The organism is Paraburkholderia sp. FW306-02-B, assembly GCF_058782725.1.
Map to the genome: position 1 here is coordinate 89323 of NZ_JBYSXZ010000004.1, position 22321 is coordinate 111643.

Sequence of the window (22321 nt, forward strand, 5' to 3'; positions counted from 1 at the left end):
CCTTGATTGCGTGTTGTATTCGTCGGTCTGTCGTAGTGAAAGACAGCAAGTATCTGATGCCTTGAATAACCCACGCTGGATGCGGAGAATCGCGGAAAGGACGCTCGATTCGGGAAACCGACTGAGGGAGAGGATTCCTTTGCTCCTTAATGTCGATTGATATTCAGATTGCATTTCTCCGACGCTGCGGTAATGCAGCATGCATCGCGGCACTGTAACAGTTCGTAAAAACCGCTCCTCTAGATAGTCCAGACAATTTATCTTTTGTGAATGGACCTTCACGACCACGAAGCGATCACCTTATTTCGGGCAACGTTTGAAACGCTAAGTCCGCGCTGGCAACTGTCTCATGATAGCAATGCCCTCGAACTTAGCCCGATTACCGGACCGGTCGCTGCAGCCGTTACGCTTTCAACTGAGCAGGCGGCACAAATCCGGGCACTTACTGGCGTCACGTCGAGCGTGACTGTCGACGCGCTGCTGTTTGAAAAGAGGTTTCGCCTGCACCTGGTCGGACGGAAAGTCGATCGGACCAGGTGGGCCGGAACGGCCTCTCCGAGCATTAATGCCGAAGCCATTGCGGGTGATCTGGCGCGCGGGCTGTCATTTGCAGAGACAGTCCTGTCGGAAGTCAATTCGCTTGTTGTGATTCTGAATCGCGATGGCACTATTCAACGGTTCAACCGGTTCGCCGAAGAGCTTTCCGGCCTCAAGGAAGCTGACGTAATAGGAAAAAATGCGTGGGACCTGTTCATGTCCGACGAGGATGGAAGTGAGTCCCGTCAGAACATAGAAAGGTTTTTCCAGCGCGGCGAGGCGTATGAGGTTGAACGGACGGTAAAAACGATCCGGGGTCCGCGGCTATTCCAATTCCGCAACAAGTTCGCCCGAACAAGTGAGCATCCTGATGACACGTTTTTGATTTGTTCAGGCATCGACATCACTGAAGAACGGCGGGCGCGCGATCGTCTGGCCGAGCTGGCCAACACGGATACGCTGACTGGCTTGCGGAACAGAAATTACCTGATGGACCGCCTGAATGCTCTGACAATGACTCAGCAAAGCATTGAACGGCTTGCGCTTCTCTTCATTGACCTTGACAACTTCAAGCGAGTCAACGACTCCCTTGGACATAGGGATGGTGATCAGCTACTCAAACAGGTAGCGAACCGCCTGCAGCGCGTCGCCCGTGGTGAGCAGGAGGTCATTCGGGTTAGCGGCGACGAATTCGTGATCGTCGTTAGGGGTGACTTTGCCCGCTTCACAGCGCAGGAACTGGCAAACCGTGTCGTAGAAGACTTTGAGCTCGCTTATGTGCTGCGCGCGAATAGCTATCGGATGCGGGGAAGCATTGGAGTGGTCGAGCACGTGAGGCACGGAGACAGCGCATTCGATCTTCTGACCCGTGCTGACCTCGCGATGTATGCCGCCAAAGCGGTTGGTAAGGGCAAGGATATCAGCGCGTGTCATGTATATACGCCCGAACTGTCCGAACGCGCTGAGCGCGGACTGGAGTTCTATCAGGCGCTGCAGTATGGGTTTCTCAGGAAGGAATTCGCGCTGGATTATCGAGACTGCTACACCGTCGGCGGAACGGCCCGCGGCCTTCTTGCATCGGTGCAGTGGAATCGGGACGGTGCGCCTCCACTGGAAGGGCGCGAGCTTTTCTCAATGGTCGAGTCGTCGGGATTCGGCGTCCAGCTCGGCGAGTTCCAGCTGACCGAGGCGTGCCGGCAGCTACGCGAGTGGCGTACCGCTGGACAGGGTGTTCAGCACGTCACCCTGAACGTACCCTACGCGCAGCTCGTTGACGGCGATCTCACTGGCTGTGTATCCGAATGCTTACGTGAGCACGCGGTGGAACCATCGACCTTGCGGCTGATCGTTCAGACCCGTCTGGATCAGGCCGCAGCACATGTTCTCGACAAGCTGGAGACGATACGCTCTACCGGTGTGCAGATTCTTGCCGCGCTCACGGCCGATTCTGCGTTCCCGAATTTGTCGAAGCTGCCTATCGATGGCCTTTGCATCGACGAAGAGCTTGTGGATCGCGTACCTTCTGAACCGGTTTCCAGGGCGCTCGTTAAAGGGATAGTCGGCGTCTGTACCGAGATGGAATTGAGCGTCCTGGTTCATGGTGTGGACCGTCAGGAGCAGTTCACGTGGCTCACACAGTTTCCCGGCGCTGAAGTGCAAGGTCGTTTCGTTACCGATGCCTTTTCCGCGACGAGTTCATCGGTGTAGAGGTATGCGGCGATGCAGGAGAAAGTGATCGAGGTGGCTACACCCGCGACACTGCATGAAGATGAACATCACATTTTCAACGAGTGCGTGGAGCTGAGTCTGTCGCAGGACTGCATCCTGACACGAAGGTTGATCCGGAGTGACGGCGCGTCGTTCAGCCAGATTGTCGCGATAGATAGCGTGGACGTTCTGTCGGACTTTGTGACGGCTGATCCATATGAGACCCGCCTGCAGGAGAGTTACGACCGCATCCGGCAGAAGTGCGTCGCAGCGACGGAGGGTGATCGCCCAAGACAGGTCGAAACTGGCGACCCCGTAAGATTAATCGGCGAGCTTTCAATGTGCGCGACGGAAGGTGCGCTGCTGTCCAAGGTGCGCACAATCATTGCGGGTCTGGGCGGAACGCAGTTCACTTACCAATGGATCCGTTTTGACGGTGCGAATCCTGCCACGGGCGATGCCGTGGAGACACGTTACCTCGTTGGTTGCAGACCTGCCTGGACGCAACAGTACATCGCAAGGCTGTGGTACATGAACGATCCCTACGTAACATACGCCAGGACAAATGTTGCACCTGCGCTTACGTCGCACGTGAATGTACATCGCGTCGATCACTGGCTGGTGACAGAGGCGCGTATGCACGGCTTTGCGAGCGGGGTCGTTGTCCCGGCGCATATCCATGGCCATGGTCTGGTCGGGCTACTGCATGTGAGCAATTCGGTCCGGGTGCCCGCTGGTGAGGTCGTGCTGTGGGACAACCGGGTGCTGTTCCGCGCCATGTCGTCGGAACTACTGGACTGGCGCGTGTCGCAGGTGCGCCAGAATGCGCTGGCGAAGTACGAGCTCAGCGAACAGGAGACACAAATCCTGCGGATGCTGCGCGATGGCGCCAGCGCATCCCACGTCGCCGATCGACTGGGAATGTCCAAACATACGGTCTATAAAACGATCTACCAGCAGATCACCAGAAAAACGGGCGCAACGAGAATTACAGATGCCGTCGAAAAGGCGGCCGCCCACGGTCTGCTTGACTGAATCCGTTGCCGTGATCCACGACATCCTTATTGCAGAATAATAATCAGGATCACTGATCATATTGCTTGTGCATACTAATTCGGTGGCTTGAATTCGCCATTGCCCTTGCGCCATAGTGTCACTACCGTTCCAGTGCGATGGCGCGGACCACTCCGTAATGAAATAGTCAGGAAAGAAGGTCGATTGCTTTTTGCGCGACGACCGGATCGACCTGACCAGTCTCGGAGGAGGTTTGATAGAGGAGCGCAACAAGTTTGGCCTTCTTCGCAGCATCAATCGAGCGGCCGGCGCGAGACAGTTCGGTATCGACAGCAACTAACACATTGCAGAGCAGCTCTTCATGGACGGTGCCATAACGAGGAGGGCGTTCGCCACTTAGCATGTACGAGACATCAAAACCATGTTTGAGCAGCTTCATCAGGTAGCCGGCATCGGGATAGCGATGATCCCTTTCGTATGCAAATTGCGTTTTCCTGTTGATGCCTGTCGATTCGCAGATGTCTCCCTGTGTAAGGCCGAGACGGTCTCGCTCCTCTATCAAACGTGCTCCAAAAGAATAAGGCATAAATTGGGTAATTATGTTGAAGACGGGGATAAAATGCCCCATACTGATGATGAAGTGTCTTTTCTCGATCAGTATACGGTCCCTACTTATGCCCCTGAAAACATTGGAAGAGGTACGCGCAGAGTTCGACCGGTGTGGTGTCTCCGTTTCGAGCTGGGCCGTAAGACACGGAATCCCCCGCAACATCGTAAACGGCGTGTTGCAGGGAAGGCTAAAGGGCAAGCGCGGTCACGCGCACAACGCGGCAGTCTTGCTCGGACTGAAAGACGGCGTTGTAAATCGTGAGGAGGCGCGCGAGCCAGATCTTTGCGAGGTACTGCCAGCCAGGGAAGGGTAGGTGAGGGTGTAGGAGCGCTCAGCGTCGATGTAGCGAGCATCGGCGCGGACCTGACCAATGTTGGAACCTGAGAGGTCGACAATGGCTAAAGCCATTATATCGTTCGGGCACAGCCGGCGACATAACGTGGGCGAGGGGGGAAGTCATGCTTGATTTCATCTCGTTAGCCCAGCAATGCGCGCCGAACGTCCACCCCACGACGCTTCAGGCGGTCGTGAGGACTGAGTCCGGCTTCAATCCGTACGCGATCGGCGTCGTCGGTGGACGCCTTGTTCGCCAGCCGCGTGATCGTGAAGAGGCCGTAGCGACGGCGAAGGCGCTCGAAGCGCAAGGCATCAACTTCAGCATGGGGCTTGGACAGGTCAACAAGACCAATCTCGCACGCTACGGACTGACCTACGAAACAGCCTTCGACCCGTGCGAAAACCTGCGCGCGGGCAGCGCCATCCTGCACGACTGCTATCAGCGGGCGGTCGCAGCAATGGGGCAGGGCGCACCGGCATTGCGTGCAGCTATCAGCTGCTACTACAGCGGCGATTTCACGCGCGGCGAGACAGCCGACGCCGGCGGTACAAGCTACGTACAGCGCGTTGTTGCCAACGCTCGGACGGCGGCAGGTTCAACCAATGTCGTTCCTGCGATTCCTGCTGTGATGAACAGTCAGTCCGACAGACCAGCACACGCAGCAGCGCCCGATGCCAAAACATCTTCCGCGCGCCGCAGTGGCCCAAAACAACGGCAGGACGCGCCGCACCCGTCATGGGATGCATTCGGCGATTCCGCTTGTGACAACGACTGCAACTGACTTGAGCCGCGACGACGCGGCCTGATCTCAACCACGTGAAAGGAGAAGACATGAATCGCAATACGAAGCTCGCGACCATGAAATTAGTACCACTGAAAGGTTATTCATATCGCATATCAACGCGGCGAATCGCAACCCATATGCGCCAGACGATGGCCCTCGGCATCGCAATCGGTCCGGAACTTGCATTCGCGGGTGGGGGGCTCGATTCGGCGACGCAGGGCGCGACCACCTTCAAGATCTGGCTTTATTCGTTCCTTGGCGTCGTCGCGGCCTGCGTGCTGATGTGGAAAGGGGCGGAGTGCTGGGCCGATCGCGCGCACTGGAGCGAGTTTGTGACGATGTGCGGCAAGGTGGCGGCGGTGGGCTCGGTGGTCGGCGTGCTCGCACCGTATCTGTGGAACATGTTCAGCTGAGCACGCCATGTCGGACGAAAAAACCCGCTATCCCGGATTCAACGGCCTTGGCCGCACGGCGGCCATCTGGGGCGTTCCCTATATGGCGATGCTGGTTGTCGTCGTCGCGTCGATGTTTGTCGGCGTGCTGATTTCCTTCTTCGTCGGACCAGGCGGTCTGCTGTTTATCTTCCTGGGCTTTCCGGTGCTGCTGTATTTCAAGCACATCTGCGAAACCGACGACCAGGGCCTGCGGATCATGTGGCTGGAATTGCGTTGCCGCTTCTACTTCTGGCAGCTGCGGGTCCGCGCGCGGTTAAATGCCGGGCGAGCCGCCCCGCGCTTCGGCAATACCGCTACGCTCGCGCCGCTGCGATACGGACGGCAGCGCCGCGTCTATCGCGATTTTTTCAAACCGTTGTCCAAGGGTGAGCGCCGGCTGCGTGAGCTCGATCCGGAGGCCTGATGCAAAGCAGACCCGCCGTCACCAGCGAAATCCTCGGCGCGATCGGCGCCGTGGAAGACTGGATTCCGAAGTACGGGCATCCGGTCACGAAACACGTACAGCACCTTGAGGGCAACCGGTTCATGGTGACGCTGGCCATGCGCGGCGTGCCGTTCGAGGTACACGAGAACGTCGCGATGGAGCGCATGTTCGATCGCGATACGGAAGCGTACAGCAAGCTTGGTCGCGACCTGGGTGGCCGCCTTGGCTATCACGCAACGTTCGTGCGACAGCGCGTGAGTTTTGATCGTGTGTACCGGTTCAAACAACGCTTCCTGCAGTGGTTCGTACGCGAGTACATCGGGCGACGTTTCGGAGACGAAAAGTTCTTCGAGAACCGCTACTACCTGTCGCTAATCCTGAAATACGAGGAGTTCGACGACGGGCTGAAAGAAATCGGGTCTCTCGCACAACAGGCGCTGCTGCAGTTCGCCGAGTATGAAGCCGAGTTGCTTGAAGTGTACGAGCGCAAGCACATGAACGGCACGAAGATGCTGTTCTCACCCTTGTATGGGCTCGTCAGCTATCTCATCAATGGGAAGACCGGCGATCTGCCGGTCGCAGCGGAACCCGGCACCGATGTCATCCCGTCGAGCCATTTGCATTTTGGTTACAACACGCTTGAGATCGGGGCGAGCGACGTGCCGGCGTACCGACGCGTTGCAACCTGCCTCGACCTTCGCAGTTGCCCGGAGAAGCCGGGCTGGGGCCAGCTCGACCCGTTGATCACGTTGAACATGGAATTCACGATTACGCATACTTTCAACTGCATGACGGGCTTCGAGTCAAACCGGACCATCGATTCGGTAATCAACAAGCTGGAGTCGGCCGGTGACAAGGCGAAGCATCAGGTCAAGGAACTGCGCGACGCACAGGGTTACGTGAACACGGGTGAACTGTCGTTCGGCGAGTATCACGGCGCGGCGGTTATCTACGGCGAAACAGCGAAAGAGGCGTTGGAGAACGCCGACAGGTTTGCGTCCCGTTCGCGCAACGAGTGTGGAGTTGAATGGTCGCCCGCGACGGGGTCTGCTCCGTTCACGTACTTCTCACAAGTCCCGGGCGCGCGAGTCAAACCGCGACCGAAAGTGCAGTCCTCGCGCAATTTTGCGGCGATGTACACCTGCCATGACTACTCGTCAGGCAAGGCGGAAGGTAACCCGATCGGTGACGGGTCAGCCGTCATCCCGTTTCGCTCTGATTCGGGCGTGTACAACTACAGCTCGCACGCGAGCCGGCTGGGGGACATCAACGTTTCGGAGAAGGTAGCCGGGCATTTTGAAGCGAAAGGCACGACGGGCAGCGGCAAGTCTACGGTCATCGTGGCGGCGACCGGCATGCTGTCCCGCTTCGATCCGATGCTGTACGTGCTGGACAAGGGGCGGGGCTGGGAAGTGTTCATTCGTGCGATGGGTGGCGCCTATGTCTATCTGGAGAAAGGCAAGCCGACCGGGTGGGCGCCGTTCGAACTCGCCGACACGCCAGACAATCGCGAATTCCTGTACGGGCTCGTCGAACTGTGCGGCCGCAAGAACGGTGTCGACCATCAGGGTAAGCCAATCAAGATTGACCTGACGGCCGGCGAGAAGATTCACTGCCGCAACGCCGTCGATGCGGTAATGGGGGTCGATGACGTTCGGCTGCGCCGCTTCAGCCTGCTACTCGACAGCATTCCGGACGAGGGCGACGACGGCCTGCGCGCACGTCTGTCGATCTGGTGCAAGTCGGAGGGCGGCCGGTTCTGGTGGGTGTTCGATAACCCGCCCAATCTCTCATTGAACATGAGCGAGCAACGCTGGATCGGGTTCGATGTTGAGGCGTTTCTTGTCGAGAACTATGAGCCGTCGGAGCCTGCATTTGCCTACCTGTTCCATCTCAAGAAACTGATGCGTCGGGAAGGCACCCTGATGCTGACGGTGATCGAAGAGTACTGGCTGCCGCTGCGCTTTCGCACGATCCGCGAGCAAATCGAGGAAACGCTGGCGAGCGGGCGTAAAGAAGGGGAATTCATGGGACTGATCACGCAACAGCCGGAACAGGCACAGCGTGCGGCAGACCTGTTTCCCGCGCTGCGCAGTCTGGTCGCCACGAAGATCTGGCTGGCCGATCCGGCGGCCGAAGAAGAGGCCTATCTGCGCGATGGCATGACCCGCAAGGAGTTCAAGGAATTCAAAAAACTCACGCCACAGTCGCGCCGATTCCTGATCAAGCAGGGCAACCAGTCGGCCTTCGCCAGCTTTGACCTGAGCGGCCTGGACGATGCGATTGCGGTGTTCTCTGGCGATCGCGAGAACGCACTGATCTGCGACGGGGTGCGCGCCGAGTTTGGCGACGATCCGGACGTCTGGCTGCCCGTCCATCTGTACCGCGTATTCGAACGCAAGATGCGCACGCGGCTCGCGGCGAAGCACGGCGCCGATGAGCGTCTGTGGTCCGCGGAACTGCAGCGCGGCCTCGAGCGCAAGCGCGCCGAGCTTGCGCAGATTTATCCACCGGTTTATCAGCCGGTTGACGACGAAGTTTTTGCCTGATGTGCTGCAACCCAAGGAGGGAACGATGAACAGCACCGATGTCTATCCGGCCGTGCGCCGGCCGGTTGACCCAGCGATCTGGAACCTTCGCGAGGCGCTGCGGGCACGATCAACGCGCGCCGGCATGAGCGCCTTTGCCTATCTGCCGGGAATTACGCTTTGGCCTCGCCGCAGACTGGTCGCGTTGTTGTGCGCGTGTGCGTTTTCACAGGCTCACGCGCAGGGTGTGCCGACCATCTCGCCGGCGGAGCTCGCGCAACAGATGATGCAGGTCGAGCAGCTGGGGCAGCAGATCCAGAATCAGGAAGACCAGTACCGTGCGCTGACTGGCAACAGCAGTTTCGGCAACATCATGAACGATGCGTCGCTGCGTAACTACCTTCCGGAACAGTGGCAAAACATTTACGACCAGGCGAAGAACGGCGGTCTCTCGGGTATCAGTTCGTCGATGCGGTCGATCGAGCAGCAGGAAAGCATGACCGGCGCCAGCACGCCCGGTCAGCAGCGCTATTACGACACGCTCGCGGCCAACAAGGCGATGAACGAGCAGGCGTACAGCGCGACGATGGCGCGCCTGAACAACATCCAGGCGCTGATGCAGCAGTCCAACATGACGCAGGATCCGGCGCAAAAGGCTGATCTGCAGAACCGGATGGCCGCGGAAGAGGCGATGGTCACAAATGACCAGACGCGCCTGCAGCTCACCGCGCAGTTGCAGAAAACAGAGCTGCAGCTTGCCGAACAGCAGCGCGACCGTGAATTCGACAACGCATTTCTGGGGAAAACCAATGGTCAATAAGACACTTCTAGGCTCAATCATCGCTTTGCTGGTCGCGATCGCCGGCTATCTCGGATACCTCGCGTGGGATCGTCACCAGCACAACCTGCAGGAAGAACAACAGCAGCAGCAGGATCTGAAGTTCGATGCGGCGTTTCTCGGCACGACGCCCGAGAAGCTTGCCGCTGAGCGTAAGGCGAAGGGTATCAACGCTGCAAGCGACGATGCCGAAGCCCGCGCGGCCGGGCTGAAGTAATCCGGCTCGTCCATCAATCACTGACCGAAGCAGGAGATATCCGTGGCAGACGTCCAGCTTTTCACCTCAATGACCAATTCGTTCGACAAGAACGTTTTGAACACGATCTCGACCGGTTCGAGCAACATCATTGCGCTGATCTCGCCATTGATGGCCACCTGCTTCAGCATCTATGTCCTGTTGATTCTCTGGACGTACTGGCAGGGGCGCAACGACGAGCCGATCAACGATTTCCTGATGCGCATGGCAACGTGGGCGCTCATCCTGACCTGCGGGATGAACATCCAGTTCTACAGTGAGTACGTCGTTCCATTCTTCAATGGTTTTGGCGAACAGATGGCCGGCGCGTTGACCAACGGTAGCAACCCGGTGTCCGGCCTCGACAACCTGCTCAATGCATACATCAACGCAGCGCAGGCGATTTATGCACAGGCGTCCGGCCTGAAGGTTATTGCGGCCATCTGGACGATCGCGCTGATGATCATTTTCGGTGGCCCGTTCATGGCGATAGCCATTGCGTACATCATTCTGGCGAAGTTTGCGCTTGGGCTTCTGCTCGCACTCGGTCCGTTGTTCATCTCAGCGGCGCTCTTCCCGCCATCGCGACAGTTCTTCTGGAACTGGGTCGGTCAATGCATGAACTACACCCTGCTGGTCGCACTCTTCGCGGCTGCATGTGCACTCGAAGTCAATTTCGCGATGGGTGTGGTACCGCTGAACGGATCCCCCTCTATCGCGCAGGTTATTGACCTGGACATCATGGGGCTGTCCTTCTGGGTTATCTCGCTTAACCTGCCGGGTTTGGCTTCGTCTCTAGCGGGCGGTGTCGGTATCTCGACGATGGTGGGCAAGCTGGGTAGCGTCGCGAGATTTGCTGGCTCGCTTGGAAAAATGGGCGGCGGCGGATCGCCGAAGACCGGCGGTAGCTTGAGTGAGGCCTAAAAAATGATCAGGTTATTCAAGACAATCGCACGTTGGTGGCTTATCGCGGCGGTGGTGGCAACGATCGGCGCGATGGTATCGATCAAGCTGTTTTACTAGATGCCACGCAATACGCCTGTTTTGCTCAATCCAAAGGAGAAACGGAGACCATGAAATATCCTGTCGCTATTTTGCTGATGGCCTTCGCGCTGCAGGCGTGCAGCTCGGCGCCAAAGCCACCCGAGCCGACTGGTCAGTGGGTACCCGTCAACCAGCCGTTGGCCCAGCAACCGGGCCATACGGAACTGAAGTGAGGAACAGGATGGCATCGACTATCAGGCAATGGTTTGCGTCGGGAGCGAACGCGCGCAAACGTAAGGGAAGCCCGGCCGGGTCGACCGCGCGCGCAGACGCGCCGGTGAGCGGTGTTGAGTCGGGTGAGCGCGATGCGGTCAGCTGGTACCTGAAACAGGCACAGGCCTTCGAAAAATCGAAGGTCGAAGCAGCGGAAGAGAAGGCCCGTATTGCGGACCGGCGCTCGGTGTTATCGGGCGTTGTCGCTCTCGCCGCTGTTTCTGGCATGGGGGCTTTAGGACTCCTAAAGCGGCCGAACCCGCCGGCTGTGCTGCGCGTGAACGACACGACAGGGAAGGTGGATGTGTTGCCGACGACCGCGAACGGACACGTTACGTTTTCCGAGAAGACCGATCGCGCGGATCTGCACCGTTACGTCGAACTGCGCGAGAGCTACGACTGGGAGACGATTTCGGACACGCACGCCGCGGTGATGTTCATGAGCGACGACCACGAGAAGGAAGCCTATGACGGGTTCGTGCGCGGCCCGGCGGGCCCACTCAAGCTGCTGAAGGATCAGGCGCGGGTCATTGCACACGTCGGCTCGATCACCTTCGTGGGAACGACGGCACAGGTGTTCTGCTCGCGGCAACTGGTTTGGCTCAACGCGGCCGTAAAGCGTCCGGATCCGACGTACTGGATTGCGACGGTCGCATTCGAGCGTGTGAACGTTCCGGAAAAGCAGGACCAGCAGGATCTCAACGCGGACGGTTTTCGCTGCACCAGCTACGAGGTCACGCGCGACTGGACCCGGGCGCCTGCCGATGCTGCGCCGGCGTCGGGCCCTGCGGCAGCCGGAGGTGGAGCATGAAAGGACGAACGATCCGGATGTCAGCGAGCGCAGCGGCGGTCGCACTAAGCTTCGCGTTGGCGCCGATCCACGCGCGAGCGCTCGAAACGCCGCGCAGCTGCGGTTCAGACCCGCACATCCAGTGCGCGACCTACGATCCGGACCAGGCCTATCGTGTGGCGACCATGCCGGGGCGTGCGGTGATGATCCAGTTCGAGCCAGGCGAACACATCATCAACAGCGGTGAGGGCATCGGAGACGGCAAGGCCTGGCACGTGGCCATCAACGACAGTGGCGCGATGCTCAAACCGGGTGCGCCGCAGCCGGAAACCAATCTTCTGCTGGTCACCAACCGGCGCACCTATCCGCTCTCGCTTGTTGACGTGTCGGCCGCACAGCCGGCGACATGGATACTGCGTTTCGACTATCCGGACACGCGTGCCAAGGCGGCGAGCGCGCAGCTGCGCCGGCAGGAAGCGGTTAGCGCAGCGCTGGGCGGTCAGCAGGGCAATGGGCCAGCGGTTCCAGCATCGATCGCGAACAGCGTTGGCGTTGCGAAATCCACGCCTGTGGCGTCGGTTCCTGCGGCCAATATCCAATACATGATGCGCGGCGACCACGCACTCGCACCGACTGCGCTTTGGGACGACGGCCGATTCACGTACTTCAAGTACTCAACCGCGCGTGACCTGCCGACGATCTTCACGAAGCTTCCCGACGGTGGCGAGGCGACGGCGAACTTTCATATGGAGGGCGATACGGTCGTCGTGCACGAAGTGTCGAAGTCGTTTGTCATCCGCTACGGTCAGTCGGTGCTGGGTATCCGCAACGACGGCTATTCGCCTGATGGTCATTACAACCGTGCGGGCTCGTCGGTACCGGGCAGCGCGCGCGTCGCGCGTGACCATACCGATGCATCGACGAACTGATCAGGGAGCGAACAGGGTATGACTGAACGAAACGAAATGGAACCTGCGGCGTCGACCGACGTCGGCCCGCAGCCTTCGCTCGACCTGCCGGGCCGTCGGAAAACGCGTGTGGGCAAGCTGCGTCTGGTGCTGGTCGCGCTCGCCGTTATTGCGCTGGGTGCATCGGGCGTCACGATCTATCTGCAGCGCCTGTTCCAGCAGCATCAGGACGCGAAACAGGCGGCGCTGACAAAACCGAAAGACAGTGGCGCGAGTGACGCCGGTGCGGATCTGGAGACGCAGAAGGAACGTATCAAGCGCGCGGAAGATCAGGCCCGTGCAACGTCGGAGGCTGCGGCCGCCGCTGCCGCGAATTCCCACCTCGCGACGCCGGCCGGCGCGGCATCGCAGACGAACGGACAGGCGGTGGCCGTGAGCAACCAGCCGCGGCCGCTCACGCCGGCCGAGCGCCGCCTGCAGGGCAGCGTGCTCGTCGCGAGCGGCAACAACGATTCCGGCCAGAGCAACGATGGTCCCGTAGCATCAAATGAAACTGCAGGTGACAGCGGTGGCAACACCGGCGGCGGCAACGCCGGGGCCAGCGGCCATGATGCGTCTGGTCTGGCAGGTCTGGCGAAGTCGATGGGTCTGTCAGCGCTGCGCGGCGGCAGTGCAGGCGGTGCGCCCAGCTCAACCAGCAAGGCAGACGCGGGCGACGGCAAGGGCTCCGCGATCGACCAGTCCTTGCAGCCGTCAAAGCTGCAGCCGATGCAGGCCTCGTTCCGGCCGAACCGGCATTACCTGCTCAGTCGCAACACGATGATCCGCTGTGGTCAGTCGACGGCGATCCGTACCGACCGGCCGGGCCTGATCGGGTGCCCGATCGCGCAGGACGTTTGGTCCGACGATGGCACGACGCTGCTCGTTCGCAAGGGTGCGATGGCGAAGGGCGAGCAGCGCGATGCGGTGATCCAGGGGCAGGGCGTGATCGGCGCGATCTGGGACGAGATCGACGACGGCGACGTACACATTCCTCTGAACTCGCCAGCGACCGATCCGCTGGGTGCCGCCGGTATTCCAGCCTATGTCGACGAGCACTTCTGGCTGCGGTTCAAGGGCGCGCTGATGGTCAGCCTGATTGGCGACTTCGGCCAGGCGCTGGCGAACAAGGCAACCGGGTCTGGCCAGCAGATCACGTTCTCCAACAGTTCGAACGCCACGCAAGATGTGGCCGCGGAGACGCTGCGTAACACCATCAACATTCCGCCGACGGCTTATTCAAACCAGGGCTCTGTAATCAATATCTTTGTGGCGCGCGATATTGACCTGACCGGCGTGTACGAGAACGTCGACGCGCAGGGCAACCCTGTTGGCCAGAACGGGCAGCAATGAGGAGCGGACCCATGAACCTGAAGATCACCTACCCGAACGACTTCCCGTTGCATGGTCTCGATCGCGACATGTTCGAGACCAAACTACGCAACGCTCTGCGTTTCTGTTTCTACGGCAACACGGTCCGCCAGCTGGCCGAGCGGGTCGATGCACGGCGTGCGCGCGAGGTTCCCGATGCGTTGCCACTGCGTCAGATCGCCGACGAGCACGCGTTCGAGGATTGCATGGCGCTCGATGGGTGCTGGATCGACGACATGTCAGCGCCGCTGCGACGCAACCTGCTCCGTAACGTCGGGGCGCGTATCGGGCTGACGATCTCGGAATGGGGCGACAGCGCCTTGCCATCGCTCGATGAACTGGTCAATCGCGCGGCCGCTCACGCAATGGACGTGCACGCAACTAACCGTCAACCCATCGAAACCCCAGCGATTCACGATCACCAGACGCCACGCATATTGCGCATCTGGCTTGTAACGGGGCTATGCGCAGCTGTGGTGATCGGCGGTGCGGCCTGGAAACTGACCCGGCCGGCCGCGCCTTTGAGCGCGACCGTGGTTTCCACGTCGCCGGCGCAAACCCTTCGGGAACTCGCCAGCAGCGTGCCGGACGATCGACGCCCGTATCGCGTGTCAGTGCAGATCGAGCCGCAGGATTCGGGCACCACGCCTCGCTGAACCTGCGCGGCACTTTGATTAACGGATGTGACCCTAAACCAGAAAGGAGTGCGAATGAGCGCAGTCGTAATCGATGTGATCGAGAAGGGCACGATCGCCCGCAGCTTTCTCAAACAAATGGGCATCTCGAACTTCTTCGACGGGAGCCTCACCGAAGTTGCGATCAACCGTCCCGGTGAGATCTGGACAGAGGGCAGTGCCGGATGGCGACGGCACGATGCACCGGCCTGCTCGCTCGATGCGTGCTTCAAGCTCGCCAACGCGCTGACGGTGATGAAGGGCGGCAAGTTCTCGACAAAGGAGCCGATTCATCCGGTGGTCCTGCCCGAGGGCCAACGTGGACACGTGCTGATGCAGCCGGCCTGCGAGCAGGACACGATATCCATAACGATCCGGATCCCGTCAGACGTGCGCTTCTCGGTCGCCGAGTACGAGCGCAACGGCTGGTTCGAGGGCTATCGGGACGGGTCGCCGCGCCGCGACATGTCCCAGTCGCTGGACCTGCAGCCGTTCGAGCTCGAGATGCTCGAGGCGAAAGGTCAGCGCAACGTCACGCGCATGCTCGAGCTTGCGGTTGCCAACCGGTTGAACATTGTGCTCGCCGGCGGCACCGGCTCCGGCAAGACCACGCTGAATAAGGCGCTCTCAGACCTCGTGCCGTCCGACGAGCGGATCGGCACGATCGAGGACACGCCGGAGCTGTCGCTGCCGAATCACCCGAACCGCGTGCATATGTTTTTCAGCGACACGCTGCCGGCGAAGGAACTGGTGCGCTCCACGCTGCGCATGAAGTTTGACCGCGTGTTCCTTGCCGAGCTGCGCGGCGACGAGACGTGGGACTACATGACGCTGCTCAATACGGGCACGCCCGGCGGCATCACGACGGTGCATTGCAACGATGCGCGCTCGGCACCGTCGCGCATCGCGACGCTGGTCAAGCAGAGCGCCGTCGGCCAGACGCTCGACTGGCAATTCATTATGGAACAGGTGCGCGTAACGGTTGATCTGGTTCTCTTCATGCGCAACAAGCGGCTCACCGAACTCTGGTACGACCCGATCGGCAAGGCGCAGCTGCTGGGTTGTGTCTCATGAGCGCCGATGCCGCGGCGCAGATGATCGAACAGATCGCGATCAGCCTGTGCGGTGCGCTCGCCGTGTTTCTGTCGCAGGACCGGCGTGCGCACTGGCGGCGCTGGGCCTGCATCTTCGGGCTGGCCGCGCAGCCGTTCTGGTTCGACATGGCATGGCGAGCGCATCAGTACGGCGTGCTCGCGCTGTGCTTTGTCTATGCGGCGTCGTGGGCGCGCGGTTTCACGGCGCACTGGCTCGTCCGCAGGGAGGACCGTGTATGAACTTCGCGATCAGCGATATCGAGGCGGCGATCGAGGGGTGGCGCATGCGTTCGCCGTCGGACGAAGCATTTGCTGCCAGCACAGAGGCCCGCGCGCTGGCGCGGCTCTACGGCGCCGTGATCGTGCACGGCCGGGAGGGTATCACCGATGCCGGGCTGGACGACGCTCAGCGCGACGCCCTGCGGATCCTGTCCGCCGATCCACTCGGAGAGTTCCCGCAATGAAGGCAGATCTTCCGGTTCCCGCGATTGTCGATGCCGCGGACGCGAACGATGCCAGCCAGTGCAAATGGCGACCGTCCGGCGACTTTGCGCTGGTCCACCCGTCGGGCTGGACGATCGCGCGGTACTCAGTCTATGACGAGTGGCGCTACCTGCTGTGGGAGCCGATCGATCGCTGTACGGCGGCCAGCAGCAACCAGTTCCACGGACCCTTCGATAACGTGCGCGACGCGATGCGCCTGCATCGCGACCAGACCGCGCATCTGCAACAACAGGAGATGGCCGCATGACAACGCATCTGAAATTCCGCATTGGCGAAAAGTGGATCTGCATCGAGGACGGCAACGGTTATGCGCCGGATCACCCGGATCACGTGACGTTCGCGGTGCGCGACGTTAAGGCGAGTGGCAAACCGGGCGGCGGTGTCGCCGCTAACTTTTCGGTCCGTCGACGCACGGTGCTGGAAATCGGGCTGCGGCTGCTCGAGCTCGCCGAGCGCATGACGCCGGAAACAACCTGGCAGAGCAGCCAGACGGTGGGCGAGACCGGCCAGCCGCCGCTGACGTTCACCTTCGGAGAGGACGATCGCGCGGTGCTGGACCGGCTCCTTGCTGACAGACCGCTCAATTTCGCACGCCATGCCTATGCGAGCGCCGAGCGCCTGCGTGCCCGCATGCCGGTCCTTCGCGCCGCGCAGCGCGTACTCGAACACTGCGACGACGAGACGGCCGCAGGCCTGCATGTGCTGATCGCGGCCGCCGATCAGGCCGGCGGGTTCCCTGCGAAGCCGATCGTCGGATTTGACGCGGCCGAATTTGAGGTCAATAGCGATGCAGCCACCCACTGAGGACCGACCATGCCGAAACCGCTTCGAATTCTGATTCCCGTGGTGGTCTTCCTGCTGATCCTGTGCGGCTTCGCGTTCCTCGGCCAGTTCGCCGGCGGCCAGCTTTTCGCGAAGATGCAGAAGCTGCCGGAGGGCAGCGCGGGCATGTTCACGCTGTACGACTACTGGCATGCCTACGGTGACGTGCCTGCGGTAGTGCGTGCGCTCAAGGTGTGCACGCTGCTGTCGGTGGTCATCACCGGCCTGCCAGTGGTCGTGATCACGATGGCGCTCGTGTCGGGCCGCAAGCGCCTCGCCCAGTTTGGCGAGGCCCGGTTCGCAACCCGTAACGACATTGTGAAAGCCGGTCTGCTGGAGAGGAAATAACCATGACCACTGCACAACATCTGTATCCGCCGTTCATTGTCGGCAAGTACAAGGGTGAATACCTGAAGTATTACGGCCAGGATTTCCTGATGACGGCTGCGGGCACCCGCTCCGGCAAGGGCACGTCGCTTGTGATCCCGAATCTTCTCACCTATCCCGATTCGGTCGTGGTCGAGGACATCAAGGAAGAGAACTACCACTATACGTCCGGCTACCGGCGGGCATGCGGCCACGAAACCTACCTGTGGGCGCCTTTCTCGGAAGACGGCCGCTCGCACGCGTACAACCCGCTCGAATACATCGCCAGCCGACCTGCCTATGCGCGCGTTGGCGACGTGATGACGATCGGCGAACACCTGTATCCGTCCAACGTCGACGCGCGCCTGAAGTACTGGAACGACAACGCCCGCAACCTGTTCATCGGGCTCGTGCTGTACCTGCTGGAAACGCCCTCGCTGCCGTGCACGTTCGGCGAGGTGCTGCGGCAGGCCTCCGGCAAGGGCAGGGCGATCCGTGAACACGTCTCGTCGATCGTCAGCACGCGTGCCGATGCAGCGCATGCGACTGACGGGCTGCCGGCGCTCACCTTCGAATGTCTCGATGCGCTGAACCGCTTCCTGTCGCAGTCGAAGGAAGCGTTCGCGAACATCGTATCGACGATGACCGCGCCGCTGAACGTCTTCAGCAATCCGGTGGTCGACGCGGCAACCAGCCGCTCGGACTTCGATCTGGCCGATGTGCGCAAAAAGCGCATGTCGATCTATGTGGGCATCAAGCCGGGCGACCTGAAGGCCGGCGCGCTGCTGGTCAATCTCTTTTTCTCGCAGCTGATCGACCTGAACACGCGCGAGCTGCCTGCCGAGAATCCTGCGCTCAAATACCAGTGCGCGCTGATCCTGGACGAGTTTGCAGCGCCCGGCAAGATCGACATCATCGATACGGCCAACCCGTTCATTGCTGGCTACAACCTCCGGCTGATGCTGATCTTTCAGGGCATGTCCCAGATCGAGGATCCGAAGCTGTACGGCAAGCACGGCGCGGAAACGCTGGCGATCAACTGCAAGATGCGCAGCCTGTATGCGCCGCGTACGGTCAAGGAATCGGAAGAGTACTCGAAGATGCTGGGGACCTTCACGTACATGGCGCGCTCGCGTAACCGCAGTCGCGGGCGGAGTTCGTCGACGAGCACCAATGAGTCGGAGCACGGCAGGGCACTGATGATGCCGCAGGAGCTGCGGGCGCTGAAGCACAACAAACAGATCATCACGATCGAGGGGTGCGAGCCGATCCTGTGCGAGAAGGCGTTTTTCTATGAAGACGCCGAGCTCGTCGACCGGCTCGTGCGGCAGAGCCCTTACCTGCGGGGTGTGATGGCGAAGCTGGAGAAAACCAATCGCCGGCGCGCCTGGTTCGGTTTCGGTCCGAAGTTTCCCAATGAAGTACAGATGAAACACGCCGCGTTCGTCGCGCGCGAACTGTGCGCACCCGTGCCAAAGATCGACGTCGAGCAGTGGTGGCAGACGCAGAACGCGGCCCGCCGCGCGCAGCAGGCCGCGGCGGCCGCAGACGCAGCCACACAGTCGGCCGGTCTGGCGCGTGACGTCCGGGAGCACGAGATCGGCGTACTCGCGCCTGTTCATCTCGCCAACCGTAACAGCATCCGCGCGTCGCTCTTCCAGTTGATGCCTTATCTGCGAGAAGTCCTGCCGGACGCGGCCGCCGCCGTGTCGGCGCAAACCGCAGCACCTCAATCACAGCCTGAACCGCAAGGAGTGACCGTATGAACGAGATCGAATTTCCCGCCGACCGGATCGACTACCGCGAACGCGACGCGGCAAACGCCAACGATGCGTCGACCATTCGCGCGCGCGTCACGCCGCCGGCGAACGAGCCGGACGCGGGCGCCGTGCCCGGCACTCCGGAAACGCCGGTCGATGACGCAACCGAAGAGCGCCTGAAGAAAATCCGTGCGGCCGATCGGGAGAAGGTCGAGAAGCTTCTCAAGCGCGACCCATCGACCAGCACAGCCACCGACGAGGCGGTGAAACCGGCCGCCGGCACCGGCAAGCCGCTCGGGAAGAAGGGTAACGATGCGGAGAACACGATCCGCCCGAAACCGGTTTTCGAGAAGACCGGCTATGACGTGCCAAAGTCGGTCACCAACCGGTACGTGGCGCATGAGGGTAAGTTTCTCGATCGCAAAAGCGAGACGGTGCACTTCGAGGACAAGGGCCGCTCGCTGTCGACGGCCAGCGAGGACCGCGACGTGATCGCACACATGGTCGAAGTCGCGAAGGCTAAGAACTGGGGTGAGCTGCAGCTTAAGGGCAGCGAAGAGTTTCGACGGCAGGCGTGGATCGCCGCCGAACTCGCTGGCGTGCCGACGCGTGGCTTCAAGCCTGGTGCGCAGGATCGGGCAGTACTGACCGCTGCGCGCGAGGCGATGCGCATCGGGGCCGGTGACAAATCCAGTGATACGGACAAGGCGCGCACGAATGAGATGGAGGCAGCAGACGCAGTGGGGCAAAGACCCGCCGCGCCGGAGTCGGCGAAACCGGCCACTCCGGGACGTGAAAACACCGCGCCCAGAGGCAACCCGACGCCCGCCACGCAACCGTCTGCAGCTGCGCCGGCGAGCCCCGTTCAGAGCGCGCCAACGCCGGCCGGTGTCACGGCGGGGGTGCTGGTGGCGCACGGTCCCGCCCCGTTCAACCACGATGAAAAGCAGAACGACAGCTACTACGCGACGGTGCGGACAGAGGATGGCGAGCACACCGTCTGGGGACTGGACATCGAGCGCGCGATCGGCGAAAGCGGTGTGCAGCCCGGTCAGCGGATCGAGCTGGAAAAGGGCGGCAGCAAGACGGTAACAGCGCAGCAGCGCCAGTTCGACGAGAAGGGTACTGAACTCGCGCCAAAGTCAGTCGAGAGCCGACGTAACGAATGGCTGGTGTTCTCGCCCGATGTGCCGGGCCTGCCCACGCGCGAGCAGCGCGAAGCGCTGGCCAGCGCGCGCCGCGACGCCGATGAGCGCCGACAGATCAATGAGGCACGCGAGCGGTTCCTGAACGGAGACTGGAAATACTCGAAGGAACAGCAGAAGACGCTCGATGAGGCACGCGAGCGCATCAAGGCGCAGGCCGCGCGCGAGGTGCTGCGTGACGAGATCAAGGGTCTGCCGGAGCAGCAGCAGGAGAAGCTGATGGGGGAGTTCGAAAGCGCCGTGGCCGAGGCGCGCGCAACTAACCGGCCACTGGACGTGCCTATGCCTCAGGTAAGCGAAGCAACGATCGAGGCCGTGCGCGAGCAGATCGAGCGGGAGCAGCGAGGCCAGGCTCACGCAGCACAGCAGGGCACCCAACAGGCGACGCCGGAGTGCGGACAGGACCTGCAGTCGCAGACCGCCGAACACGACGGGCCGACGCTCGAAATGGAACCATAAGGCGGCGGAGAACAACGGGCGGCCGCAATCACCTCGCGACCGTCATCGTCAAAACGAACAACAGGAGCAAACCATCATGAAGATCGCTGTAATCAACTTCTCAGGCAATGTTGGCAAGAGTACCGTTGCACATCACCTTCTCGCGCCGCGGCTGGAAGGTGCCCAGGTGATTCCTGTCGAGTCGATCAACTCAGACGACAGCGAAAAAGGATCGGCGATGCGTGGGAAGGAATTTGGGGAACTGCAGGACAAACTCATGACCTTGCGGCATGCCGTGGTCGATATCGGGGCATCGAATGTCGAAGACTTTGTCTCGCTGATGCGTGACTATCACGGTTCTCACGAAGACTTCGATGCCTTCGTCGTACCGACCGTTCCTGCGCTTAAACAACAGGTCGATACAATTTCGACGTTGCGCGCACTCACGGGAGAAATTGGCGTGCCGGCAAACCGCATTCGCGTTGTGTTTAACACGGTCACCCCGAAAGACGACGTGTCAAAGATTTTCTCGAAAATTTTCGACTACTATGCGGAAAACCGCAATTTCGTCCTGAATCGCGATGCGGTGATGTATGAGAACCCTATCTACGAAAAGATCAAGGCTTTCGATCGCTCCATCATCGATATTCGCAACGATCCGACCGACTATGTCGCGATGAACGCCGAAGCAATGGAGAGCGGGGAGCCCGAGGAACATCTTGCACAGATTCGCCAACTGGTTGCAATCAAACGTCTGGCCACACGGGTAACAACCGAACTGGACGCAGTCTTCAAACTCGTGGTGCATTGATGGGCGCATCGGACGATTCGATCCGCGAAGAACTGATCGGCGCAGTACTGGGTGAGCTATCGCTGTTGCGACGGGACGTGAAGGGTCTGTCTCAGCTGGTCGATACCACGGGCAAGCAGTTCAAGGACGACGGTGAACTTACGCTGCTGCGCTTCACGTCCCGCTACGAGCAGTTCCTCAACCAGTTCGCAGCATCGAGCACCGATGTGCTGGCCGAAGCGGGACGGTTTTCGGAGGCCCGCGATCAACTGCTTGGCGAGATCTCGCTCAGGCAGTACGACGAAGCCAACGGCCGAAGCCGCGATCTGCTGCGCGATGTCCTGCGCGAAGAGCGCGGCCGCGGTCGTGGTATCGGCCGAATTGAACTGGCTGCATGGACCGTGTGCGCCATGCTTGGCTCAGCGGCGCTCACGGTCGGAGCCCTTGCGGCGCTGCGACTGCTGTCCATCTGACTGGAGACCTCATGAAACGATTGATCGCTGTATTGATCTGCTGGGCGGCGGCCATCCCGACGATGGCGACGGCCGACGACGACACCTCGGCCTGCGGTGCGGTGCTGTGCCTGGCAGGGCTCATGGATGGTGGCAATGGCGGCGGCCAATGCAATCAGTATGAGCGTGACTATTTTTCGATTGTGCGCTATCACCACGGGCATTTCGATCTGAGTGGCACGTCGAGTGCCCGGGGCGATTTTTTGAATCAATGCAAATCTGTCGGGAACGACCAGAAGAGTTCCGTGAATTCGAAATACGGCGGTGTCGAGAACGGCCCCTGAAGTGCGTCTCTCAGCCCGGCACGTCTGCCCTCGTGGAT

27 protein-coding genes are annotated in these 22321 nt (G+C 60.7%); 26 read left to right on the forward strand and 1 reads right to left on the reverse strand.

Annotation, left to right across the window (positions count from 1 at the left end; genetic code table 11):
• Positions 1 to 270: 270 nt before the first annotated feature.
• Complete coding sequence (locus AC3WOG_RS37185; RefSeq protein WP_492582831.1) at positions 271 to 2244, forward strand: diguanylate cyclase domain-containing protein; 1974 nt, start codon at positions 271 to 273, stop codon at positions 2242 to 2244.
• A gap of 12 nt (positions 2245 to 2256) precedes the next feature.
• Entirely contained in the window at positions 2257 to 3279 is a 1023-nt protein-coding gene (locus AC3WOG_RS37190) for a helix-turn-helix transcriptional regulator (protein WP_492582832.1), read from the forward strand.
• Positions 3280 to 3445: 166 nt separating this feature from the next.
• On the opposite strand, the gene AC3WOG_RS37195 is transcribed toward AC3WOG_RS37190, so the two are convergent.
• A complete protein-coding gene (locus tag AC3WOG_RS37195) occupies positions 3446 to 3886 on the reverse strand; it encodes a helix-turn-helix domain-containing protein (RefSeq protein WP_492582833.1) in 441 nt (146 codons plus the stop codon).
• Between the two features lie 46 nt (positions 3887 to 3932).
• On the opposite strand from AC3WOG_RS37195, the gene AC3WOG_RS37200 reads away from it, so the two are divergent.
• The 24 genes from AC3WOG_RS37200 to AC3WOG_RS37315 all read left to right on the forward strand — a co-directional run bounded on the left by AC3WOG_RS37200 (position 3933) and on the right by AC3WOG_RS37315 (position 22283).
• Positions 3933 to 4181 carry a DNA-binding protein gene (locus tag AC3WOG_RS37200; protein WP_172171358.1) on the forward strand — a complete coding sequence of 83 codons (249 nt, stop codon included), beginning with the start codon at positions 3933 to 3935 and terminating at the stop codon, positions 4179 to 4181.
• Positions 4182 to 4326: 145 nt separating this feature from the next.
• Positions 4327 to 4986: a lytic transglycosylase domain-containing protein gene (locus AC3WOG_RS37205; protein ID WP_492582834.1), complete on the forward strand. Its 660-nt coding sequence runs from the start codon at positions 4327 to 4329 to the stop codon at positions 4984 to 4986.
• Between the two features lie 50 nt (positions 4987 to 5036).
• Positions 5037 to 5402: a hypothetical protein gene (locus AC3WOG_RS37210; RefSeq protein ID WP_492582835.1), complete on the forward strand. Its 366-nt coding sequence runs from the start codon at positions 5037 to 5039 to the stop codon at positions 5400 to 5402.
• A 7-nt stretch (positions 5403 to 5409) separates the two neighbouring features.
• Positions 5410 to 5847, forward strand: coding sequence for a VirB3 family type IV secretion system protein (locus AC3WOG_RS37215; RefSeq protein ID WP_424780641.1), 438 nt, complete (start codon positions 5410 to 5412; stop codon positions 5845 to 5847).
• A complete protein-coding gene (locus tag AC3WOG_RS37220; protein WP_201108908.1) occupies positions 5847 to 8417 on the forward strand; it encodes a VirB4 family type IV secretion system protein in 2571 nt (856 codons plus the stop codon). The genes AC3WOG_RS37215 and AC3WOG_RS37220 overlap by 1 nt, the downstream gene beginning before the upstream one ends.
• A gap of 25 nt (positions 8418 to 8442) precedes the next feature.
• On the forward strand, positions 8443 to 9216 hold the full coding sequence (locus AC3WOG_RS37225) for a TrbJ/VirB5 family protein (RefSeq protein ID WP_424780643.1): 774 nt from the start codon (positions 8443 to 8445) through the stop codon (positions 9214 to 9216).
• Positions 9206 to 9451 (forward strand): hypothetical protein, encoded by a 246-nt coding sequence (locus AC3WOG_RS37230; RefSeq protein ID WP_097397545.1) that lies wholly within the window; start codon positions 9206 to 9208, stop codon positions 9449 to 9451. Before AC3WOG_RS37225 ends, AC3WOG_RS37230 begins: the two co-directional genes overlap by 11 nt.
• A 69-nt stretch (positions 9452 to 9520) precedes the next feature.
• Positions 9521 to 10393 (forward strand): TrbL/VirB6 family protein, encoded by an 873-nt coding sequence (locus AC3WOG_RS37235; RefSeq protein WP_492582896.1) that lies wholly within the window; start codon positions 9521 to 9523, stop codon positions 10391 to 10393.
• A 35-nt stretch (positions 10394 to 10428) separates the two neighbouring features.
• On the forward strand, positions 10429 to 10686 hold the full coding sequence (locus AC3WOG_RS37240; protein ID WP_492582897.1) for a hypothetical protein: 258 nt from the start codon (positions 10429 to 10431) through the stop codon (positions 10684 to 10686).
• 8 nt (positions 10687 to 10694) lie between these two features.
• The gene (locus tag AC3WOG_RS37245) at positions 10695 to 11537 is read left to right on the forward strand and encodes a VirB8 family type IV secretion system protein (RefSeq protein WP_492582836.1); all 843 of its coding nucleotides are present in this window, start codon (positions 10695 to 10697) and stop codon (positions 11535 to 11537) included.
• A gap of 17 nt (positions 11538 to 11554) precedes the next feature.
• Positions 11555 to 12445: a TrbG/VirB9 family P-type conjugative transfer protein gene (locus AC3WOG_RS37250; RefSeq protein ID WP_492582898.1), complete on the forward strand. Its 891-nt coding sequence runs from the start codon at positions 11555 to 11557 to the stop codon at positions 12443 to 12445.
• 18 nt (positions 12446 to 12463) lie between these two features.
• The gene (locus AC3WOG_RS37255) at positions 12464 to 13816 is read left to right on the forward strand and encodes a TrbI/VirB10 family protein (protein WP_492582837.1); all 1353 of its coding nucleotides are present in this window, start codon (positions 12464 to 12466) and stop codon (positions 13814 to 13816) included.
• An 11-nt stretch (positions 13817 to 13827) separates the two neighbouring features.
• Positions 13828 to 14490 (forward strand): hypothetical protein, encoded by a 663-nt coding sequence (locus tag AC3WOG_RS37260; RefSeq protein ID WP_492582838.1) that lies wholly within the window; start codon positions 13828 to 13830, stop codon positions 14488 to 14490.
• A 54-nt stretch (positions 14491 to 14544) separates the two neighbouring features.
• A complete protein-coding gene (gene virB11 / locus AC3WOG_RS37265) occupies positions 14545 to 15582 on the forward strand; it encodes a P-type DNA transfer ATPase VirB11 (RefSeq protein ID WP_492582839.1) in 1038 nt (345 codons plus the stop codon).
• Positions 15579 to 15842 (forward strand): hypothetical protein, encoded by a 264-nt coding sequence (locus tag AC3WOG_RS37270; RefSeq protein WP_175054589.1) that lies wholly within the window; start codon positions 15579 to 15581, stop codon positions 15840 to 15842. Before virB11 ends, AC3WOG_RS37270 begins: the two co-directional genes overlap by 4 nt.
• Complete coding sequence (locus AC3WOG_RS37275) at positions 15839 to 16066, forward strand: DUF3717 domain-containing protein (RefSeq protein ID WP_172171330.1); 228 nt, start codon at positions 15839 to 15841, stop codon at positions 16064 to 16066. The genes AC3WOG_RS37270 and AC3WOG_RS37275 overlap by 4 nt, the downstream gene beginning before the upstream one ends.
• Positions 16063 to 16353, forward strand: a complete 291-nt coding sequence (locus AC3WOG_RS37280) for a hypothetical protein (RefSeq protein WP_201108897.1) — start codon at positions 16063 to 16065, stop codon at positions 16351 to 16353. The genes AC3WOG_RS37275 and AC3WOG_RS37280 overlap by 4 nt, the downstream gene beginning before the upstream one ends.
• Positions 16350 to 16910, forward strand: coding sequence for a hypothetical protein (locus AC3WOG_RS37285; protein WP_492582840.1), 561 nt, complete (start codon positions 16350 to 16352; stop codon positions 16908 to 16910). Before AC3WOG_RS37280 ends, AC3WOG_RS37285 begins: the two co-directional genes overlap by 4 nt.
• A gap of 9 nt (positions 16911 to 16919) precedes the next feature.
• Positions 16920 to 17276, forward strand: a complete 357-nt coding sequence (locus tag AC3WOG_RS37290) for a hypothetical protein (protein WP_408495325.1) — start codon at positions 16920 to 16922, stop codon at positions 17274 to 17276.
• 2 nt (positions 17277 to 17278) lie between these two features.
• A complete protein-coding gene (locus tag AC3WOG_RS37295) occupies positions 17279 to 19060 on the forward strand; it encodes a type IV secretory system conjugative DNA transfer family protein (RefSeq protein WP_492582841.1) in 1782 nt (593 codons plus the stop codon).
• Positions 19057 to 20718, forward strand: coding sequence for an LPD7 domain-containing protein (locus AC3WOG_RS37300; RefSeq protein WP_492582842.1), 1662 nt, complete (start codon positions 19057 to 19059; stop codon positions 20716 to 20718). Before AC3WOG_RS37295 ends, AC3WOG_RS37300 begins: the two co-directional genes overlap by 4 nt.
• Positions 20719 to 20794: 76 nt before the next feature.
• On the forward strand, positions 20795 to 21508 hold the full coding sequence (gene stbB / locus AC3WOG_RS37305) for a StbB family protein (protein WP_171928303.1): 714 nt from the start codon (positions 20795 to 20797) through the stop codon (positions 21506 to 21508).
• Positions 21508 to 21960 (forward strand): hypothetical protein, encoded by a 453-nt coding sequence (locus AC3WOG_RS37310; RefSeq protein ID WP_492582843.1) that lies wholly within the window; start codon positions 21508 to 21510, stop codon positions 21958 to 21960. The genes stbB and AC3WOG_RS37310 overlap by 1 nt, the downstream gene beginning before the upstream one ends.
• A gap of 11 nt (positions 21961 to 21971) precedes the next feature.
• Entirely contained in the window at positions 21972 to 22283 is a 312-nt protein-coding gene (locus AC3WOG_RS37315; RefSeq protein WP_492582844.1) for a TrbM/KikA/MpfK family conjugal transfer protein, read from the forward strand.
• Positions 22284 to 22321 lie beyond the last annotated feature (38 nt).

Bases quoted from the DNA above. Each gene is read 5' to 3' on its own strand.
- AC3WOG_RS37280 (WP_201108897.1), top strand. From the start codon at position 16,063: ATGAAGGCAGATCTTCCGGTTCCCGCGATTGTCGATGCCGCGGACGCG.
- AC3WOG_RS37195 (WP_492582833.1), bottom strand. From the start codon at position 3,886: ATGGGGCATTTTATCCCCGTCTTCAACATAATTACCCAATTTATGCCT.
- AC3WOG_RS37285 (WP_492582840.1), top strand. From the start codon at position 16,350: ATGACAACGCATCTGAAATTCCGCATTGGCGAAAAGTGGATCTGCATC.
- AC3WOG_RS37235 (WP_492582896.1), top strand. From the start codon at position 9,521: ATGACCAATTCGTTCGACAAGAACGTTTTGAACACGATCTCGACCGGT.
- AC3WOG_RS37210 (WP_492582835.1), top strand. From the start codon at position 5,037: ATGAATCGCAATACGAAGCTCGCGACCATGAAATTAGTACCACTGAAA.
- AC3WOG_RS37250 (WP_492582898.1), top strand. From the start codon at position 11,555: ATGTCAGCGAGCGCAGCGGCGGTCGCACTAAGCTTCGCGTTGGCGCCG.
- AC3WOG_RS37200 (WP_172171358.1), top strand. From the start codon at position 3,933: ATGCCCCTGAAAACATTGGAAGAGGTACGCGCAGAGTTCGACCGGTGT.
- stbB (WP_171928303.1), top strand. From the start codon at position 20,795: ATGAAGATCGCTGTAATCAACTTCTCAGGCAATGTTGGCAAGAGTACC.
- AC3WOG_RS37220 (WP_201108908.1), top strand. From the start codon at position 5,847: ATGCAAAGCAGACCCGCCGTCACCAGCGAAATCCTCGGCGCGATCGGC.
- AC3WOG_RS37290 (WP_408495325.1), top strand. From the start codon at position 16,920: ATGCCGAAACCGCTTCGAATTCTGATTCCCGTGGTGGTCTTCCTGCTG.
- AC3WOG_RS37275 (WP_172171330.1), top strand. From the start codon at position 15,839: ATGAACTTCGCGATCAGCGATATCGAGGCGGCGATCGAGGGGTGGCGC.
- AC3WOG_RS37245 (WP_492582836.1), top strand. From the start codon at position 10,695: ATGGCATCGACTATCAGGCAATGGTTTGCGTCGGGAGCGAACGCGCGC.
- AC3WOG_RS37270 (WP_175054589.1), top strand. From the start codon at position 15,579: ATGAGCGCCGATGCCGCGGCGCAGATGATCGAACAGATCGCGATCAGC.
- AC3WOG_RS37215 (WP_424780641.1), top strand. From the start codon at position 5,410: ATGTCGGACGAAAAAACCCGCTATCCCGGATTCAACGGCCTTGGCCGC.
- AC3WOG_RS37255 (WP_492582837.1), top strand. From the start codon at position 12,464: ATGACTGAACGAAACGAAATGGAACCTGCGGCGTCGACCGACGTCGGC.
- AC3WOG_RS37230 (WP_097397545.1), top strand. From the start codon at position 9,206: ATGGTCAATAAGACACTTCTAGGCTCAATCATCGCTTTGCTGGTCGCG.
- virB11 (WP_492582839.1), top strand. From the start codon at position 14,545: ATGAGCGCAGTCGTAATCGATGTGATCGAGAAGGGCACGATCGCCCGC.
- AC3WOG_RS37205 (WP_492582834.1), top strand. From the start codon at position 4,327: ATGCTTGATTTCATCTCGTTAGCCCAGCAATGCGCGCCGAACGTCCAC.
- AC3WOG_RS37190 (WP_492582832.1), top strand. From the start codon at position 2,257: ATGCAGGAGAAAGTGATCGAGGTGGCTACACCCGCGACACTGCATGAA.
- AC3WOG_RS37260 (WP_492582838.1), top strand. From the start codon at position 13,828: ATGAACCTGAAGATCACCTACCCGAACGACTTCCCGTTGCATGGTCTC.
- AC3WOG_RS37315 (WP_492582844.1), top strand. From the start codon at position 21,972: ATGAAACGATTGATCGCTGTATTGATCTGCTGGGCGGCGGCCATCCCG.
- AC3WOG_RS37300 (WP_492582842.1), top strand. From the start codon at position 19,057: ATGAACGAGATCGAATTTCCCGCCGACCGGATCGACTACCGCGAACGC.
- AC3WOG_RS37185 (WP_492582831.1), top strand. From the start codon at position 271: ATGGACCTTCACGACCACGAAGCGATCACCTTATTTCGGGCAACGTTT.
- AC3WOG_RS37295 (WP_492582841.1), top strand. From the start codon at position 17,279: ATGACCACTGCACAACATCTGTATCCGCCGTTCATTGTCGGCAAGTAC.
- AC3WOG_RS37310 (WP_492582843.1), top strand. From the start codon at position 21,508: ATGGGCGCATCGGACGATTCGATCCGCGAAGAACTGATCGGCGCAGTA.
- AC3WOG_RS37225 (WP_424780643.1), top strand. From the start codon at position 8,443: ATGAACAGCACCGATGTCTATCCGGCCGTGCGCCGGCCGGTTGACCCA.